General features: G+C 64.0%; 19 protein-coding genes. 11 read left to right on the plus strand and 8 right to left on the minus strand.

Going from position 1 to position 16,214, the window contains the following annotated elements; translation table 11 throughout:
• Window positions 1-1,383, plus strand: coding sequence for a cysteine--tRNA ligase (gene cysS, locus ABRP30_RS11505; protein WP_267823390.1), 1,383 nt, complete (start codon window positions 1-3; stop codon window positions 1,381-1,383).
• Between the two features lie 235 nt (window positions 1,384-1,618).
• Here the strand turns inward: cysS and ABRP30_RS11510 are convergent, their stop codons facing one another.
• From ABRP30_RS11510 to ABRP30_RS11530, 5 genes are all read right to left on the minus strand, one after another.
• On the minus strand, window positions 1,619-3,010 hold the full coding sequence (locus ABRP30_RS11510) for a HAMP domain-containing sensor histidine kinase (RefSeq protein ID WP_267823392.1): 1,392 nt from the start codon (window positions 3,008-3,010) through the stop codon (window positions 1,619-1,621).
• Window positions 2,988-3,668, minus strand: coding sequence for a response regulator transcription factor (locus ABRP30_RS11515; protein ID WP_241805783.1), 681 nt, complete (start codon window positions 3,666-3,668; stop codon window positions 2,988-2,990). Before ABRP30_RS11515 ends, ABRP30_RS11510 begins: the two co-directional genes overlap by 23 nt.
• A gap of 207 nt (window positions 3,669-3,875) precedes the next feature.
• Window positions 3,876-4,895, minus strand: a complete 1,020-nt coding sequence (locus ABRP30_RS11520) for a branched-chain amino acid aminotransferase (RefSeq protein WP_349974239.1) — start codon at window positions 4,893-4,895, stop codon at window positions 3,876-3,878.
• A gap of 190 nt (window positions 4,896-5,085) precedes the next feature.
• On the minus strand, window positions 5,086-5,448 hold the full coding sequence (locus tag ABRP30_RS11525) for a hypothetical protein (protein ID WP_349974238.1): 363 nt from the start codon (window positions 5,446-5,448) through the stop codon (window positions 5,086-5,088).
• Window positions 5,445-5,822: a glyoxalase superfamily protein gene (locus ABRP30_RS11530; RefSeq protein WP_267823398.1), complete on the minus strand. Its 378-nt coding sequence runs from the start codon at window positions 5,820-5,822 to the stop codon at window positions 5,445-5,447. Before ABRP30_RS11530 ends, ABRP30_RS11525 begins: the two co-directional genes overlap by 4 nt.
• 329 nt (window positions 5,823-6,151) lie before the next feature.
• Between ABRP30_RS11530 and ABRP30_RS11535 the strand changes: the two genes are divergently transcribed.
• Genes ABRP30_RS11535 through ureG form a run of 8 tightly spaced genes read left to right on the plus strand, consistent with a single transcriptional unit; the run spans window position 6,152 to window position 11,700 of the window.
• Window positions 6,152-6,985 carry an urease accessory protein UreD gene (locus ABRP30_RS11535; RefSeq protein ID WP_349974237.1) on the plus strand — a complete coding sequence of 278 codons (834 nt, stop codon included), beginning with the start codon at window positions 6,152-6,154 and terminating at the stop codon, window positions 6,983-6,985.
• Window positions 6,986-6,994: 9 nt separating this feature from the next.
• Window positions 6,995-7,297: an urease subunit gamma gene (locus ABRP30_RS11540; RefSeq protein WP_241805779.1), complete on the plus strand. Its 303-nt coding sequence runs from the start codon at window positions 6,995-6,997 to the stop codon at window positions 7,295-7,297.
• 19 nt (window positions 7,298-7,316) lie between these two features.
• Window positions 7,317-7,634 (plus strand): urease subunit beta, encoded by a 318-nt coding sequence (locus ABRP30_RS11545; RefSeq protein WP_267823945.1) that lies wholly within the window; start codon window positions 7,317-7,319, stop codon window positions 7,632-7,634.
• Entirely contained in the window at window positions 7,631-9,334 is a 1,704-nt protein-coding gene (ureC, locus tag ABRP30_RS11550) for an urease subunit alpha (RefSeq protein WP_349974236.1), read from the plus strand. The genes ABRP30_RS11545 and ureC overlap by 4 nt, the downstream gene beginning before the upstream one ends.
• 10 nt (window positions 9,335-9,344) lie before the next feature.
• On the plus strand, window positions 9,345-9,830 hold the full coding sequence (ureE, locus tag ABRP30_RS11555; RefSeq protein WP_267823404.1) for an urease accessory protein UreE: 486 nt from the start codon (window positions 9,345-9,347) through the stop codon (window positions 9,828-9,830).
• 15 nt (window positions 9,831-9,845) lie between these two features.
• Window positions 9,846-10,391 (plus strand): HupE/UreJ family protein, encoded by a 546-nt coding sequence (locus tag ABRP30_RS11560; RefSeq protein ID WP_267823406.1) that lies wholly within the window; start codon window positions 9,846-9,848, stop codon window positions 10,389-10,391.
• Window positions 10,391-11,065 carry an urease accessory UreF family protein gene (locus ABRP30_RS11565; protein WP_349974235.1) on the plus strand — a complete coding sequence of 225 codons (675 nt, stop codon included), beginning with the start codon at window positions 10,391-10,393 and terminating at the stop codon, window positions 11,063-11,065. The genes ABRP30_RS11560 and ABRP30_RS11565 overlap by 1 nt, the downstream gene beginning before the upstream one ends.
• A gap of 11 nt (window positions 11,066-11,076) precedes the next feature.
• A complete protein-coding gene (gene ureG / locus ABRP30_RS11570; protein WP_119688944.1) occupies window positions 11,077-11,700 on the plus strand; it encodes an urease accessory protein UreG in 624 nt (207 codons plus the stop codon).
• On the opposite strand, the gene ABRP30_RS11575 is transcribed toward ureG, so the two are convergent.
• From ABRP30_RS11575 to ABRP30_RS11585, 3 genes are all read right to left on the minus strand, one after another.
• Complete coding sequence (locus ABRP30_RS11575) at window positions 11,663-13,243, minus strand: sensor domain-containing diguanylate cyclase (protein WP_349974234.1); 1,581 nt, start codon at window positions 13,241-13,243, stop codon at window positions 11,663-11,665. The two genes, ureG and ABRP30_RS11575, sit on opposite strands and share 38 nt — an antisense overlap.
• Window positions 13,244-13,374: 131 nt before the next feature.
• The gene (locus tag ABRP30_RS11580) at window positions 13,375-14,097 is read right to left on the minus strand and encodes a thioredoxin family protein (protein ID WP_349974233.1); all 723 of its coding nucleotides are present in this window, start codon (window positions 14,095-14,097) and stop codon (window positions 13,375-13,377) included.
• Between the two features lie 119 nt (window positions 14,098-14,216).
• A complete protein-coding gene (locus tag ABRP30_RS11585) occupies window positions 14,217-14,882 on the minus strand; it encodes an HAD-IA family hydrolase (RefSeq protein ID WP_349974232.1) in 666 nt (221 codons plus the stop codon).
• Window positions 14,883-14,975: 93 nt separating this feature from the next.
• On the opposite strand from ABRP30_RS11585, the gene lexA reads away from it, so the two are divergent.
• Window positions 14,976-15,593, plus strand: coding sequence for a transcriptional repressor LexA (gene lexA, locus ABRP30_RS11590; protein WP_241805770.1), 618 nt, complete (start codon window positions 14,976-14,978; stop codon window positions 15,591-15,593).
• Entirely contained in the window at window positions 15,593-16,213 is a 621-nt protein-coding gene (gene imuA, locus ABRP30_RS11595; protein WP_267823417.1) for a translesion DNA synthesis-associated protein ImuA, read from the plus strand. Before lexA ends, imuA begins: the two co-directional genes overlap by 1 nt.
• The last annotated feature ends 1 nt before the right edge of the window (window position 16,214 follow it).

The following is a 16,214-nucleotide window of genomic DNA, read 5'->3' on the forward strand; positions in this document are numbered from 1 at the left end:
GTGCTTACCATCTACAACACGCTGAGCAAAACCAAGGAAGTCTTCAAGCCGCTCGATGGCAACAAGGTGCGTATGTACGTGTGCGGCATGACCGTGTACGACTACTGCCACCTGGGCCATGGCCGCAGCATGGTGGCCTTCGACCTGGTCACCCGTTGGCTGCGCAAGAGCGGCTATGAGCTGACCTATGTGCGCAACATCACCGACATCGATGACAAGATCATCAACCGGGCCAACGAGAACGGCGAAACCTTCGACGCGCTCACGGCCCGCATGATCGATGCGATGCACGAGGACGAACGGCGCCTGAACATCCTCAAGCCGGACCAGGAACCGCGTGCCACCGACCATATCGCCGGCATGCACGCGATGATCCAGACCTTGATCGACAAGGGCTACGCCTACGCGCCCGGCAATGGCGACGTGTACTACCGGGTCGGCAAGTTCGTCGGCTACGGCAAGCTGTCGCGCAAGAAGATCGAGGACCTGCGCATCGGTGCCCGCATCGAGGTCGATGAGGCCAAGCAGGACCCGCTCGACTTCGTCCTGTGGAAGGGCGTCAAGCCGGGCGAGCCGTACTGGGATTCGCCGTGGGGGCCGGGCCGTCCGGGCTGGCACATCGAGTGCTCGGTGATGTCCACCTGCTGCCTGGGCGAGAGCTTCGACATCCACGGTGGCGGCAGCGACCTGGAGTTCCCGCACCACGAGAACGAAATCGCCCAGAGCGAAGCGGCGACCGGCAAGCAGTACGCCAATGCCTGGATGCATTGCGGCATGATCCGCATCAATGGCGAGAAGATGTCCAAGTCATTGAACAACTTCTTCACCATCCGTGACGTGCTCGACGTATACCACCCGGAGGTGGTGCGCTACCTGCTGGTGGCCAGTCACTACCGCAGTGCTATCAACTACTCCGAAGACAGCCTGCGTGATGCCAAAGGTGCCTTGGAGCGCTTCTATCACGCACTGCGGGGTTTGCCGCGTGTGGCAGCCAAGGGTGGCGAGGAATTCGTCGAGCGCTTCAGCGTGGCGATGAACGACGACTTCAACACCCCCGAAGCCTGTGCCGTGCTGTTCGACCTGGTGCGCGAGATCAACCGCCTGCGCGACAGCGAGCCGGATGCGGCTGCTGGCCTGGCCGGTCGCCTGCGCGAGCTGGGTGATGTGCTGGGTGTGCTGCAGCTGGAGGCCGATGACTTCCTGCGTGCAGGGGCTGAAGGCAAGGTCGATGCGGCTGAAGTGGAGGCGCTGATCCAGGCGCGTCTGCAGGCGCGTGCCGACAAGAACTGGGCAGAGTCCGACCGGATCCGTGACCAGCTGACCGCCATGGGGGTGGTGCTGGAAGACGGCAAGGGTGGCACTACCTGGCGTCTGGCTGACTGATTAACGGGGGCCGCTTAGCGGCCCCATCGCCGGCAAGCCGGCTCCCACAGGTATTGCGCAGGGGTTGAAGGTTGCGTGGTGGTGAGAGCCGAACAAGCTCACAGGTATTGCGCAGGGCTTGAAGGTTGCGTGGTGTTGGTGAGAGCTGAGCAAGCCCACAGGTATTGTGCAGGGCTTGACGGTTGTGCTGTCGTGGTGGGCTTGCCGGCGATGGACTGCACAGCAGTTCCCGCTTTTACCTCGGCAACCCCGCCAATGGGCAATGCAAGACCAGCTTGGCCCCGCCCAGCTCACTGTCACCCACCTCCAGCCCAAACCCGTGCAAGTCGACGATCGCCGCAACGATCGACAAACCGAGGCCGAATCCCGGGTGGCGGTGGCCTTCATCGCTGCGATAGAACCGCTTCAGCACTGCAGTGCGCTCTTGTTCCGGAATCCCAGGTCCGCTGTCCTCGATAGCGATATGCACGCCTGTCTCGTCCTGCGTCGCGGTAATGGCTACCCGGCCACCTTCTGGCGTGAACTTGATGGCATTGCCCACCAGGTTGGCCAGCGCTTCGAACAGCAACTCACGGTCCCCATGCAGCGCCGCCAGGTGCTCAGGCTGCTGCAGCTGCAGGCGGATGCCGCCATCTTCAGCCAGGGGCAGGTAGAAATCGTGCAACTCCACCAGCAACTCACGCGGGTGAAGCTCAATGAAGCCGGCGCGGCGCTGGCGATCCTCCAGCTCACTGATGCGCAACAGGCCACGAAAACGTGCCATCAGGGTATCGGTTTCGCCGATGGCCTGGTCCAGTGCTTCGGCTTGCGCTGAGTCCAACCCGCTCTGCTGGCGGATGCGGTACAGCTGCGCTCGCAGGCGGGTGAGCGGTGTGCGCAGGTCGTGGGCAATGTTGTCGCACACGCCCTTGACCTCGTGCATCAGCCGTTCGATCCGGTCAAGCATGGCGTTGACGATGGCTGCCAGCATGTCCAGTTCGTCGCGCCGGGCCGACAGTGGCAGGCGGTGGGTGAGGTCGCCGGCGACGATCAGCTCTGCCTGCGCCTGTATCGCGCGAATGCGTTTCAAAGGCCTGCGCCGCAGCATGTACCAGCCAGCGAAGCCAGGGATGAGTGTCAGCGATATGCCCCATAGCAACGCGTGCAGGATGATGCGTGTCACCACGAACAACGAGCCGTTGTCGCGCAGCAGGACCAGCCAGCGGCCGTCCTGAACCTTGATTGCCACCGCGTCGCAGCTGTCACGCGGCATGTGCGGGTCATCGGCGTCCAGGCAGCGCTCGAGTTCATGCACCTTGCCGTCCAGGCCCAGTTCCGGCGGGATAGCACGGATGCGCCCGCCGATCGGGTTGAGCTGGGCGTCGAACAGGCCGTAGGCATCGAAGGCACGCTCCTCGAATGCCTGGCTGGCGATCAGGGCGTCGTCCAGCTGCTTGCCGCTCATGTGTGCGAAAAGGTGCTGGCGCTGCAGCATGGAGTGGCGGGTAAGCTTGTTCAGGTAGCTGGACACCTCGAAATACAGCACCCCCATGAGGATGCTGCTCCAGGCCACGAAGAGGAAGCTGTACAACGCCAGCAGGCGGCTGGTCGAGGAGCTCCAGCCCTTAGTTGGGTTCAGCAATGGCATAGCCGGAGCCCCGTACGGTACGGATCAGCGGCGCTTGCCCGGGGGAATCGATCTTCTTGCGCAGGCGGCCGATATGCACATCGATCAGGTTGGTGCCAGGGTCGAAGTGGTAGCCCCAGACTTCCTCGAAGATCATCATCCGCGTGATCACCTGGCCGCTGTGGCGCATCAGGTACTCCAGCAGTTTGTACTCGGTTGGCAACAGGTTGAGCGTCTGGTCGCCGCGGCGGGCCTCATGGCTGATCAGGTCCAGTTGCAGGTCGGCGACCTGCAGTCGGGTCTGGGTCATCGGCACGCTGTTGCGCCGCAGCAGCACTTCCACCCGTGCAGCCATCTCGTCGGAGGCGAACGGCTTGGTCAGGTAGTCGTCGCCACCGGCACGCAAGCCTCGGACACGCTCATCGACGTCGGACAGAGCGCTGATCATCAGGATTGGCGTTGCGATTTTAAGGTTGCGCAGGGTGGTGACGATGGTCAGGCCATCGACCTCAGGCAGCATGCGATCCAGGGTGATCAGGTCATAGCCGCCGCCGATGGCTTTGGCCAGGCCTTCACGGCCATTGTCTGCCCAATCCACTTCCAGACCGTGGCTGGTGAGTTCGGCGACGATTTCCTGGCCGGTGACGGCGTCGTCTTCGATGGTCAGTACGCGTGGCATGCTGGTTCCTGGGCGTCTAGTGGAGGCTTGATTGTGCCAAAGAATAGACTGCCGGGAATTTAAGAAAAATTCATCTGGCTGCAGATTGGCACAAGTCGACGCAATTGCGGGGGAGGCGGCCTGCCAGTGATGAGGCCGGTCCTATCAGGCAGAAAAAAGGGCATGCCAGCGTCTGGCATGCCCTGCGGTTCAGCGTTGCGCGAAGGCTCAGGCGACCTTGACGATCCAGCCAGCCGGTGCTTCGACGTCGCCACTCTGAATGCCGGTCAGCTCGCTATAGAGCTTCTGGGTGACCGGGCCGACTTTTTCTAGGTCGTGGAACACGTGCAGCTTGCCGTTGTACTCGATGCCACCGATCGGGGTGATCACCGCGGCGGTACCGCAGGCACCCGCTTCGATGAAGCGGTCGAGCTTGTTGATTTCGACATCGCCTTCGATCACGGTCAGGCCCAGGCGCGAGGACGCCAGTTCCATCAGCGACAGGCGGGTGATACCTGGCAGTACCGAGGCCGATTTCGGGGTGATGAATTCATTGTTGGCGGTGATGCCGAAGAAGTTGGCCGAGCCGACTTCCTCGATCTTGGTGTGGGTCAGCGGATCGAGGTAGATGGCGTCGGCGAAGTTGGCTTTCTTGGCTTCAGCACCTGGCTGCAGGCTGGCTGCATAGTTGCCGCCGACCTTGGCGGCGCCGGTGCCCTGCGGCGCGGCGCGGTCGAAGCTGGAAATCTGGAAGTTGTGCGGCTTCATGCCGCCTTTGAAGTACGAGCCAACCGGGATGGCGAATACCGAGAAGATGAACTCGGGGGCGGTGCGCACGCCGATGTTATCGCCGGTGCCGATCACGAACGGGCGCAGGTACAGGGCACCTTTGCCGTGTGGCGGGACGAATTTCTCGTTGGCCTTGACCACTTGCTTGCAGGCCTCGATGAACACATCGGTCGGCACCTGCGGCATCAGCAGGCGAGCGCAGCTGCGCTGCATGCGGGCGGCGTTCTGGTCAGGGCGGAACAGGTTGATCGAGCCGTCTTTGCAGCGGTAGGCCTTCAGGCCTTCGAAGCACTGCTGGCCATAGTGCAGGGCAGTGGAGCCTTCACTGATGTGCAGCACATTGTCTTCGGTCAGGGTGCCTTTGTCCCACTCACCGTTGCGCCATACGGACAGGTAGCGCTTGTCGGTCTTGATGTAGTCGAAACCCAGCTTGTCCCAGTTAATGCTTTCGTTACTCATGACACCCTCGATTGTCTTGCAAGTGCCCGATCGCTCGGGCTGCTGTTATATGCGCACCTCGCCACGATAATACATCCGCCGCGGATCGGGAACGCCCAGTCACGAATTGGGGGCGCGGGGCTGGCGATGGATTCGCGGTGTCCTTGGGGCCGATCAGGGCCAGCATTGCGCCATGTGACTGCCTCCAGCGCTAGCGCGCAGCACCGAGCCGCCTGTTCCAATCCCCGCCATGGCTTCGCTCACACGCCTCTTCACTGTCAAAGCGCACATGCCATGCCGGGTGATCCAGCGTTACGCCTGCTTCGTCCAGCGCCTGGGCTGTCAGCTTGAGCATGCGAGCCTTGGCATCACCCGCCAGCGCTGCGGCCTTGTCGACTTCGCGCTCGAAGACCCAGGTGATGCGCAAGCTGGCAGGGAACTGTTCAGGGTCCAGGCGATGGGTCAGCCAGCTGAATCCGACGATCTGTGCCTTGGCCGTTTCGCATGCGTCGGTCAGGCATGCCACCAGTTCACGCTCAAGGCGAGCCAGTTCGCGTTTGCCCAATGCTTTCATGGCGCGGCCTCGTCATCGATCTGCTGGCAGAAACGCAGCAGGTTGCCGAACGGGTCGCGTATCTGCATCTGTAGGCCCCAATCGACGCGCTCAGCCTGTGGGCGGGCATAGCCGTACTGCTTGTCCTGCAGTTCACGTTGCAGTGCCAGCAGTTCGTCGGTGCGGGCAAACACCGACGAGCCTGGGCACGCGTCGCCGTGGTGCTCGCTCAGGTGCAGGATCAGGCCGTCGCGATGAATTTGCGCATACAAAGGCAGGTCCGGGCTGAAGCGGTGCTCCCAGTCCAGGGTGAAGCCGAGGAAGTCGAGGTAGAACTCCTTGGCCTTTTCGACCGAGAAAATACGCAGGATGGGGATGGCAGGGGCGAGAGGCATGGCGGTTCCTTGGCCGTGGACGGTATGTGACTGGGTTGCCAGTCTACCGATTGTGGCGGCGGGCTGTCCTGTTCGCGGGGAAACACCCTGGCTGATTCGAGCACCGAAACAGGGCTGATGCGTGCCCTCGTGTCGTGCGCCATGAGCGGGCATGCCCCACGCCAGAGCCTTGCGCTTTATGTTTCATGTGGCTTCACCTGCGTAGTTGGCCCGCAAACTGCTATATCCCAGCCAATCGAATTTGATCGAGTGGTCAGGCCTGCAGCACGTCAGTGCGCGGCGCTGGTGCTCGCAACGGCCATGAGGCCGTGAAAATCAGGGGCTATAGGATGTTGCTGGCGGAGCGCGTCGAAAAATCTGAACATGATGCAGGATGGAGCGCCTACCTGCAGTTGCGCTTTGTCGCGCGTGCTGGCGTGACCCGCCTTGGTGCGCGTCGTCATTTTGGCCCGCTTTTGGTGCAGCGGCCGTTCTACCCGGAAGGTGCGCCGTGCCACGTCTATGTGCTGCACCCGCCAGGGGGCATCGTTGCCGGTGATCGCCTGGAACTGGATCTTCAGCTAGAGCCTGGCAGCCATGCATTGCTGACCATGCCTGGCGCCAGCAAGTTTTATCGAAGTATCGGCCCCACCGCATGGCTGACCCAACGTTTTCATCTGCAAGCGGGCAGCACCCTGGAGTGGCTGCCCCAGGACAGCATTTTCTTTTCCGGTGCACGGGCCAGCCTCGACAGCCGCTTCACCCTTGAGCCCGGTGCTCGCCTGCTGGCCTGGGAAACGCTCTGCTTGGGCCGACCGGTGATGGGCGAGCGTTTCGCTCAGGGCGCGCTGGATAGCCGTCTTAGCATCGAGGTGCCCGACGACCCTGGCTTGAGCGAGCGCCTGCGCATCACAGGGGGCCAACTCGACAAACTCGGCGGGCACCCCTTGCTCGCCACTTTCTGTGCCTACCCGGCAGATCCAGCCGTGCTGGAAAAGGTGCGGCCACTGCTCGATGAACTGAAAACGCCGGGCGGCGCCACCTTGCTCGGTTCGCTGCTGGTGATTCGCCTGCTGGACCACGACAACCAACATCTGCAACACACCCTGCAGCGCCTCTGGCACGTCCTGCGGCCGGCCGTCCTCGGCCTGTCGGCGTGCCCGCCGCGCATCTGGGCCACTTGAGAGAGCGCCATGGAGCTGACCCCGAGAGAGAAAGACAAACTGCTGCTGTTCACTGCCGCACTGTTGGCGGAACGGCGCCTGGCCCGTGGCCTGAAGCTCAACTACCCCGAGGCGGTGGCGCTGATCAGCGCCGCAGTGCTCGAAGGCGCCCGTGATGGGCGTACGGTAGCCGAGCTGATGAGCCTGGGCCGGGAAGTGATCGGCCGCGAGCACGTCATGGACGGTGTGCCCGAGATGCTCCATGACGTGCAGGTCGAAGCCACCTTCCCTGACGGCACCAAGCTGGTGACCGTGCATGACCCCATCGTCTGACCTGGCCGAGGAGCCCAGCATGATCCCAGGTGAAATCCAGGTCGCCGCCGGCGACATCGAACTCAACGCCGGCCGCGAAACGGTCAGTGTCAACGTGGCCAATCATGGCGACCGGCCGGTGCAGGTGGGCTCGCATTACCACTTTTACGAGGTCAACGATGCCCTGGTGTTCGACCGCGAGCCTAGCCGCGGCTTTCGTCTCGACATTCCGGCCGGCACTGCCGTGCGCTTCGAGCCGGGCCAGGCGCGTACCGTGCAGCTGGTCGCCTACGCCGGCAAGCGCGAGGTGTATGGCTTTCAGGGCAAAGTGATGGGCGCACTGGAGGGCCAGGCATGAGCCGTATTTCACGTCGGGCCTATGCCGACATGTTCGGCCCTACTGTCGGCGACCGTGTACGGCTGGCCGACACTGCGCTGTGGGTGGAGGTGGAGAAGGACTTCACGGTTTACGGCGAAGAGGTCAAGTTCGGGGGTGGCAAGGTCATCCGCGACGGCATGGGCCAGGGCCAGATGCTTGCTGCCCAGGCCATGGACCTGGTGTTGACCAACGCCTTGATCATCGATCATTGGGGTATCGTCAAGGCCGATATCGGCGTCAAGCACGGGCGTATCGCTGCCATCGGCAAGGCCGGCAACCCTGACGTGCAGCCGGGCGTGACCGTGCCAGTGGGCCCAGGCACCGAAGTGATCGCGGCCGAAGGCAAGATCGTCACCGCCGGGGGCATCGATTCGCACATTCACTTCATCTGCCCTCAGCAGGTGGAAGAAGCGCTGACCAGTGGCGTCACCACGTTCATCGGCGGTGGCACCGGGCCGGCCACCGGTACCAATGCCACCACCTGCACCCCGGGGCCCTGGTACCTGGCGCGCATGCTCCAGGCGGCCGACAGCCTGCCGATCAACATCGGCCTGCTGGGCAAGGGCAATGCCTCGCGTCCTGACGCGCTGCGCGAGCAGATCGCTGCGGGTGCGGTGGGCCTGAAACTGCACGAGGACTGGGGCTCTACCCCGGCCGCCATCGACTGCTGCCTGGGCGTTGCCGAGGAAATGGACATCCAGGTGGCGATTCACACCGACACCCTCAACGAGTCCGGCTGCATCGAAGACACCCTGGCCGCCATCGGTGACCGCACCATCCATACCTTCCACACCGAAGGGGCCGGCGGCGGTCATGCACCCGATATCATCCGCGCGGCAGGGCAGGCCAACGTGCTGCCATCCTCGACCAACCCGACCCTGCCTTATACGGTCAACACCGTCGATGAACACCTCGACATGCTGATGGTCTGCCACCACCTGGACCCGAGCATCGCCGAGGACGTGGCGTTCGCCGAGTCACGCATCCGCCGCGAAACCATCGCCGCCGAAGACATCCTGCATGACATGGGCGCGTTCGCCATGACCTCGTCCGACTCCCAGGCCATGGGCCGCGTCGGTGAGGTGGTGCTGCGCACCTGGCAGGTCGCCCACCAGATGAAGGTGCGCCGCGGGCCTCTGGCACCGGACAGCAGCTACAGCGACAACTTCCGGGTCAAGCGCTACATCGCCAAATACACCCTCAACCCGGCGCTGACCCATGGCATCGCCCATGAGGTGGGGTCGGTGGAGGTGGGCAAGCTGGCCGATCTGGTGCTGTGGTCGCCGGCCTTCTTCGCGGTCAAGCCGGCACTGGTCATCAAGGGCGGGATGATCGTCACCGCGCCCATGGGCGACATCAACGGTTCGATTCCGACCCCACAGCCGGTGCATTACCGGCCCATGTTCGGGGCGCTCGGTGCTGCCCGCCATGCCACGCGCATGACCTTCCTGCCCCAGGCCGCCATGGACCGCGGCCTGGCCCATGAACTGGGCTTGCAGAGCCTGATCGGCGTGGCCCACGGCTGCCGGCAGGTACGCAAGGCCGATATGGTCCACAACACGTTGCAACCGGTGATCGAAGTCGATTCGCAGACCTACCAGGTACGCGCCGACGGCGAACTGCTGGTGTGCGAGCCGGCCAGCGAACTGCCGCTGGCCCAGCGTTATTTCCTGTTCTGAAGGAGCGAAGATGATTGTCCTGACCCGCCGGATCGATGCATCCGACACTATCACCGGCACCGTTACCCTGGACGTCGATAGCCGTATCAAGAGCCGCTTGCGGGTTGCCCTCGACGATGGCCGGGAGGCGGGCCTGATGCTTGAGCGCGGCCACCTGCTGCGCGGTGGCGAGCTGCTGGCCGATGCCGCGGGCAGCCAGGTGGTGCAGGTGCTCGCAGCGCCCGAGGCAGTATCGACCGTGCGTTGCAGCGACCCGCACCTGCTGGCGCGTGCCGCGTACCACCTGGGCAACCGCCACGTCCCCCTGCAGATCGAGCCGGGCCTGCTGCGTTACCAGCACGACCACGTGCTTGACGACATGCTGCGCGGCCTGGGCCTGACGGTCGAGGCCGAGCAGGCACCGTTCGAGCCAGAAGCCGGGGCCTACCAGAGCGCGCCGCACAGCCACAGCCATGGGCACGATCACCCCTTCGTGCGCCTGCCAGCCCATTCCTGAACCTTGGAGCTCACAATGAAAAAAACGCTTGCCCTTGCGCTGCTGCTGGTTGCTCTGCCGGCCTTCGCCCACCCGGGCCATGACAGCAATCCGCTGCACGATGGCCTGCTGCATCCGCTGACCGGCCTCGATCACCTGTTGATGCTGTTGGGTACCGGTGTGCTGGCGGCCTTGACTCGACGCAACCTGGCCTTGCCGCTGGCAACCTTGACGGCGATGTTCGCTGGCGCCGTGTGTGGCCACCTGTTCGGTGATGTGCTGGGCATGGAGACCATGATCGCCGTGTCGGTGCTGGTGGCAGGCGTCGCCGTACTGCTGCCTAGCCGCCAGTTGCTGCTGGCGCTGGCCATGCCTGTGTTTGCCCTGTTCCATGGCTGGGCCCATGGCGTTGAGGCCACGCCCAGCGCCTTCTGGCTGTTCAGCGCCGGTTTCGTCACCGTCAGCGGCTTGCTGCTGGTCGTGGGCTTCGCAGTCGGTTGCCTGCTGCGCCGCCATAGCGCGCTGCAGAAAGCCTTTGGTGGCGGCATGCTTGCCGGCGCCGCAGTGGTGCTGGCCGGTTGATGAACAGCGACCTGGCATTGCTGCGCCTGCTGCAGCTGGCCAGCCCCGGCTTGCCGGTGGGGGGCTTCACCTACTCGCAAGGCCTTGAGTGGGCCGTTGAGGCGGGGTGGGTGCGAGACATCAAAAGCTTCAGCGCCTGGCAGTGCGAGCAGATGCACGACACCCTCGCTTACCTGGACTGGCCGGTCCTGGCGCGCCTGTACCACGCGTGCCAGGCCGATGATGCTGGCGCGTTTGCGCGCTGGAGCCGCTTTCTGCTGGCCAACCGCGAAACCGCCGAGCTGCGCCTTGAAGAGCAGCAGCGGGGCGCGGCGCTGGCGCGCTTGCTCGATGGTTGGCAGTTGGGCCAGGCCCCGGTCTGGCGCCCAAGCCTGGAACTCAGCCAGTTGGGCGGCATGGCCTGGCTGGCCGTGCACTGGTCGATCCCGTTGCGCCAGCTTGCCCTTGGGCATGCCTTCGCCTGGTTGGAGGGCGCGGTCATGGCTGGGGTCAAACTGGTGCCGTTCGGCCAGCAGGCGGCCCAGACCCTGCTGCGCGACCTGGGTGAGACACTGCCCGGCATCATCGACCAAGCCCTGGCGCTTGGTGACGACCAGCTCGGTGGCGGCTTGCCGCTGCTGGCCATTGCATCATCGCGTCACGAAACCCAATACACCCGTTTATTCCGTTCCTGAGGACTGCCTTAATGCAAAGCTATCAGCAACCCCTGCGCGTCGGTGTCGGCGGCCCGGTCGGCTCTGGCAAGACCGCGCTGCTCGAATGCTTGTGCAAAGCCATGCGCGACCACTACCAGATCGCCGTGGTCACCAACGATATCTACACCAAGGAAGACCAGCGCATCCTTACCGAGGCCGGCGCGCTGGAGCCCGAGCGCATCGTCGGCGTCGAAACCGGTGGCTGCCCGCACACCGCCATCCGCGAGGATGCCTCGATGAACCTGGCTGCCGTGGAAGCGTTGGCGCGCAAGTTCGGCAACCTTGAAGTCATCTTCGTGGAAAGCGGTGGCGACAACCTCAGCGCCACCTTCAGCCCTGAGCTGGCCGACCTGACCATCTACGTGATCGATGTGGCCGAAGGCGAAAAAATCCCGCGCAAGGGCGGGCCTGGCATCACCAAGTCCGATTTTCTGGTGATCAACAAGACCGACCTCGCGCCCTACGTCGGTGCCTCGCTGGAGGTGATGGAGCGTGATACCCAGCGTATGCGCCCGGAGCGCCCGTGGACGTTCAGCAACCTGAAGAAAGGCGAGGGCCTGCAGGCGGTGATCGACTTCATCGTCGAGCGGGGGATGCTGGGGGTGAGGGGCTGAGGTCAAGCACTTCGATGCGGTTGCGGCCGTTGTGTTTGGCTTTGTACAACTGCTCGTCGGCTTGCTTGAGCACGCTGTCGGCCTGATGCGTATCGGGCCGGCGGCAGGCCACGCCAATCGACACGCTGAGTTTGCCCACATGCGGTGCATCGGCCTGTTCGACCGCGGCGCGTATGCGTTCGGCAATGCGCCGGGCATCGGCCAGGCCAGTGTCCGGGAGCAGCATGGTGAATTCCTCACCGCCGACCCGGCAGGGCAGGTCGTCGTGGCGTGAATTATGGCGCAACAGCTCGGCGAGGTGTTTGAGCACCTCATCGCCCGCATCGTGGCCAAAGGTATCGTTGACCTGTTTGAAATGGTCGATGTCCAGGGCCAGCACGGCGAATGCTCTTGGGCTCTGCATCAAGGCGTCCAGCGTCAGTTGCATGGCACGCCGGTTGGCAAGGCCGGTCAGGGCATCACTCTGAGCCTGTTGGCGCAGCTTGCCGAATTTTTCCTGCAACAATTGCTCGCCTGTCAGCAAGGCGCGGCGGATGGCTGCGACCTCCACGTACCACGCATCGATACGGCGCAGCTGATCGCCGGTCTGGGTGGCGGACAGGTGGCTGGCGCTGTGTGCCAGTTGGCGTAACGGCAAGGTCAGGCGGTAGGTCATCCAGAGCATCAACAGCAAGCCGATGATGCTGACCGGCAGGATATAGAGCAGCACCTTGCGGGTCATTTCGCCCAGGGGCGCCAAGGCCAGGTCCCGCGGTGTCTGCACCACCACTGCCCAGTGCGCTTCAGGCACCGGGGCAAAGCCCGCAAGCATGGGAACGCCGGCAGAGTTGGGCACTTCGAGGGTGCCTGTCTGGCCACGCAGCGCCGCGCTGATCGTTGGGCTGTCGCTGACCTGGGTGCCAATGCGCGCATGCTCGGGGTGGTGCAGCAGGCGTAGGTTGGCGTCGGCGACGAAGGCGAAGGTGCCGTCCTGTTGGTAGTGCAGGCCGATCAACGTATGCAATGCGCTTTCTTTCTTGAGAAACACCGAACCGCCGACAATGCCCAGGTAGCGGCCATCGGCGGCAAAGATCGGCTGCGAAACGAAGATCACCAAATCGCCCCCGCGCGAGGTGTAGGCGGAACTGACCCACGGCTGGCGGGCTTGCACGGCTTGGCGGATTTCGCTGGAGTGCTGGTGGTGGCTGGTGACCTGTTCTATGTCCGGATGCGCCACCAGCACCTGGCCTTGGGCGTTGACGATGACGATGGAGTTGAAGTCCTTGTCCTGCACCTGCAGCCGCTCGGCTTCACTTTGCAGCGCCGCCAGGTCGTCCAGGCCGCCGCCCAGTTGCCCGGCACTGTAGGACAGGTGGTTGCGGGCCGAGCGCAGGAACTCGTCGATATCCGATGCCAGTTTGCTCGCATAGGCTTGGTTGGCCTTCAGCTCAAGGTCGACCAAGGCGCGGTGCTGTACCCGGTAGGCGACCGCGAGGGTGTTGCACAGGGTTGCCAGGCACGCCAGCATGACAATGCCAACGACCAGGGTGCGTAGGTGGAACATGGGCAAGCGCTTGAGCATGGGGGGCCTGTAATGCGAGGGCGACGGGCTCAAGTATGGCCGTATTCTGCCGAACCGCTGCCATTGCGCCGCCCGGCTGGCTCAGCCATGGCGCAGGCGGCGCTGTGGCCTGTTCAGTCATGGCAGCAATGCGGTTTGCCGGGCTGGCTTTCGTAGCGATCGTGATGCCGCACCCAGTCCATGGTGCCTTCCTCGTTGCGCCCCAATGGCGCAATGTCGAGGAAATTGTAGGTATTGACCAGGATGTCGAGCCCGCGCGCATAGGTTGAGTAGGTATGAAAGACGCTGCCGTCCTGGTCCCGGTAGAAGGCGCTCAACCCAGGCAGCTCGCTGTCGTTGCCGGTGTAGGGTTCGTAGTTGTAGTGGCTGTTGCCGTCCGTGGCGACACTGACGCCGAAATCTTCATTGAAACTGCTGCCGTTTGACGAGTACCAGGGAAAGCGCCAGCCCATGCGCTGGGCAAATGCCTGGAACTCAGCGCGGGGCGCACGCGAAGCGGCGACCAGCGAAACATCGTGATGCGCCAGGTGCAGGTTGGCGCCGTCGAAATGGTCGGCGAGGAACGAGCAGCCGGGGCAGCCTTCGCTCCAGCCTTCGGCGAACATGAAGTGGTAGACCAGCAACTGACTGCGCCCGGCGAACAGGTCGCCTAAACTCAGCTCGCCGTGCGGGCCTTGAAAACGGTAGGGCTGTTCCAGTTTGACCCAGGGCAGGGCGCGGCGGGCGGCGGCCAGTTCGTCGCGCTGGTGGGTAAAGGCTTTTTCATGCAGCCATAGCTGACGGCGGGCGGCCAACCATTGGCTGCGCGAGACGATGTCGGGCTTTTGAGGGTTCATGGGGATGACTCCACACGTGGGGTTCAAGTGTGGTCGAGCGGGCAGGGATGAGATCGACAGCAGGCCCTGTGCTCGCGACGAGTGGTCAGGGCCCGGCAAGTCCAGTCACAGCATGAAGCTCAAGCGCTGCACTGCATCGCTTCTATCACTTCCCACAACCGCGGATCGTCAAAATCATCCACCACAAGCCTGGCCCCCGCAGCCATCAGCCGTTCTGCTGTCTGTGTCGTGGCAACCCCCACGGTAAAGATCCCGGCGCCGCTCGCCGCTTTCACACCTGGCAACGAATCCTCGAACGCCAGCGCCTCCCCGGCCGTTGCCCCCAGGCGCTGCAAGCCGGTCAGGTACGGCAACGGATCAGGCTTGGGCCGTGCCAGCTCCTCGGCCACCAGCACATGCTCGAAATGTGCGCCAAGGCCCATGGCAGTGAGCATGTGCTCGGCATTGAGCCGCGGTGCGTTGGTCACCACGCACATGCCGATACAGCGTGCCCGGGCATAGTCCAGCAGGCGCAGCAGCCCCGGCATGGGTTCAAGGGCAGGGGCCAGCTCGCGGAACAGCGCTTCCTTGCGATCAGCCAGCGCCAGGCATTCCTGCGCGCCGGCGTTTGGGAACAGCTCGGCGAACAAGGGCCCATTGGCCCGGCCGCTGATCTGGGCATCGAACTGGGCCTGGGTCAGCTCACGGCCATCATGGTCGCGCAACAACTGACGGAAAGCCTGCAAATGCAGGGTGTCGGTGTCGGTGAGGGTTCCGTCGAGGTCGAACAGCAGTACAGTCAGCATCAGGCATCCAGGCAGTAGAAAACACACGTCGGGGCATCATAACCAAACCCAGCGACGAAGGGGGCTGTTCAGTCTTCGCTGAAAAGAGTACAAATGTGCTCCATGGACAATCTTACCCCCAAACGCCGCGCAATCCTCGACTTCATCCGTGAACGCATCACCGATCATGGCCAGCCGCCGAGCCTTGCCGACATCGCCCAGCGTTTCGGCTTCGCCTCCCGCAGTGTTGCGCGCAAGCACATCACTGCCCTGTGCCAGGCCGGCTACATCGACGTCACGCCCAATCAGGCACGTGGCATCCGCCTGGCCGCACCCTTGCGCCGCCCGGAAATTCTCGAAGTGCCCGTGCTGGGCCAGGTGGCTGCAGGCGCGCCGATCGGCCCCGACCTGGGCATTCACGAGCAGTTGCTGATTGACCCCAGCCTGTTCCGGCGTACACCGGACTACCTGCTCAAAGTGCGCGGCGACTCGATGATCGATGACGGCATCTTCGACGGTGACCTGGTGGGTATTCGCCAGCAAGGTGAGGCCCGCGATGGCCAGATCGTGGTCGCCCGCCTCGACGGCGAGGTCACCATCAAACGCCTGCAACGCCAACCCGGCGGCTACCGGCTGCTGCCACGCAACCCTGCCTATGCGCCGATCGATGTCGGGCCTGAGCGCGAATTCTTCATCGAAGGCGTGTTCTGCGGCCTGTTGAGGCGCGACTGATGGGCGCGGTGGTCGACCTTGACCGCTTGCTGGACCAGCGCCAGGTCTGGCGCGGCCGGCAGGCGCGGGTCCGGCCGGCCGGGTTGCAGCCCACCGGCCATGCGGCGCTTGATCAACGGCTGCCGGAGGGTGGCTGGCCCGCAGCTGCGCTGAGCGAGTTGCTGTTGGCCAGCCCTGGATGTGGCGAACTGCAACTCTTGTGGCCCTCATTGGCCCGGCTGACCGCCGATGGCGGGCGAGTGGTGCTGGTGGCGCCTCCCTTTATCCCTTACGCACCGGCATGGCAAGCGGCCGGGGTGGACTTGCGCTGGCTGGTCCAGGTCGATGCCCAGCAGGCTGATGCCCTCTGGGCTGCCGAGCAGTGCCTGCGCTCTGGCAGTTGCGCCGCAGTACTGTGCTGGCCGGAGCGAGCCGATGACCGTGCGTTGCGCCGCCTGCAGGTGGCGGCAGAAACCGGGCAGGCGCTGGCTTTTGCCTGCCGGCCGCAGCAGGCTGCGCACAATCCATCCCCGGCCGCGGTACGCATCGCCATCGACGCGCGGCCCGCGCAATGGCGTGTGCTCAAGTGCCGCGGTGGCTTGCCGCCGGCTGCAGCCATCCCCTGTGCCTGGCAGGGATGAT

It is taken from the genome of Pseudomonas sp. WHRI 8519 (assembly GCF_040224055.2).
In the GTDB taxonomy this organism is placed as follows: Bacteria; Pseudomonadota; Gammaproteobacteria; order Pseudomonadales; family Pseudomonadaceae; genus Aquipseudomonas; species Aquipseudomonas putida_X.